The 1,002-nt window shown below is 36.5% G+C and carries 1 protein-coding gene; it reads right to left on the reverse strand.

The genetic code is table 11. The features are described from left to right. Nucleotides 1-1,002: RNA-guided endonuclease TnpB family protein (locus tag FJR06_RS13735; RefSeq protein ID WP_168651628.1), on the reverse strand; the 1,002-nt coding region annotated here is incomplete at both ends.

A 1,002-nucleotide genomic window follows, 5' to 3' on the forward strand; every position in this document is an offset into this window, starting at 1 on the left:
CTGTAGCGTAGCTGACCGTATCCCTACCGTAGTTAATCCTAATCTTAGGATGTTGATACTGGCGTTAATATCTCTATCTTCTACGAACCCACAATGATGACAATTGTGAGTTCTAGTTGATAGAGATTTTTTGACTTTTTGACCACAATTAGAGCAATTTTGAGAAGTATTATGGGGAGGAACAGCAACTGTTACTTTCCCATATTTGAGTCCAAAATATTCTAGCCATTGTCGAAAAGTCGCCCAGCCAGCATCAGAAATTGATTTAGCTAAATGTCGGTTTCTTACCATGCCTTTAATATTTAAGTCTTCATAAGCTACCAAATCGTTAGATTGGATCACGGAATATGCTAATCTCTTGCAATATTCTTTTCGCTGCCTACTTACTCTTAGATGTTTACGGGCATACCTATTTTTAGCTTTTATATAGTTCTTGGATTGTGGTTGTTTAGCTTTCTTTTTATCTCTACTGAACTTCTTGGATTTTTTGCGATTAGCTCGACTTAACTGTTTCTCTGATTTTCTGTAAAATTGTGGGGCAGGCTCTACATTACCTTTTGAATCAGCAATGAAATATTTTAAGCCCACATCTAAGCCAACGATTTGATTCGTGGGTTGAGATTCAATTCTAATTTTGACATCAATTGCAAATTGAGCATAGTATCCATCAGCCCGACGAACTAGACGAACTCGTTTAATTTGTTTGATGTCATAGAAATTAAGATCATAAGTACCTTTTAATTTCAAAGTACCTATACCTTTCTTGTCAGAGAAAGTAATTGCTTTTCTAGTTTCGGATAGCTTCCAGCCGGTAACTTTGTACTCAACTGAACGGCAATTCTTTTTGAATTTTGGAAATCCCTTCTTACCCTTAACTTTCTTTTTGCAATTATCGTAAAACCGAGCTATTGCACTCCAAGAACGTTCCGCAGCAGATTGTCTTGCCATTGAATTAAGTTCATCCGCAAAAGGAAATTCAGATGCCAAAATCGCGCAATATTT

The sequence above is a fragment of the Dolichospermum sp. UHCC 0352 genome (assembly GCF_009711925.1).
Classification (GTDB): Bacteria; Cyanobacteriota; Cyanobacteriia; order Cyanobacteriales; family Nostocaceae; genus Dolichospermum; species Dolichospermum lemmermannii.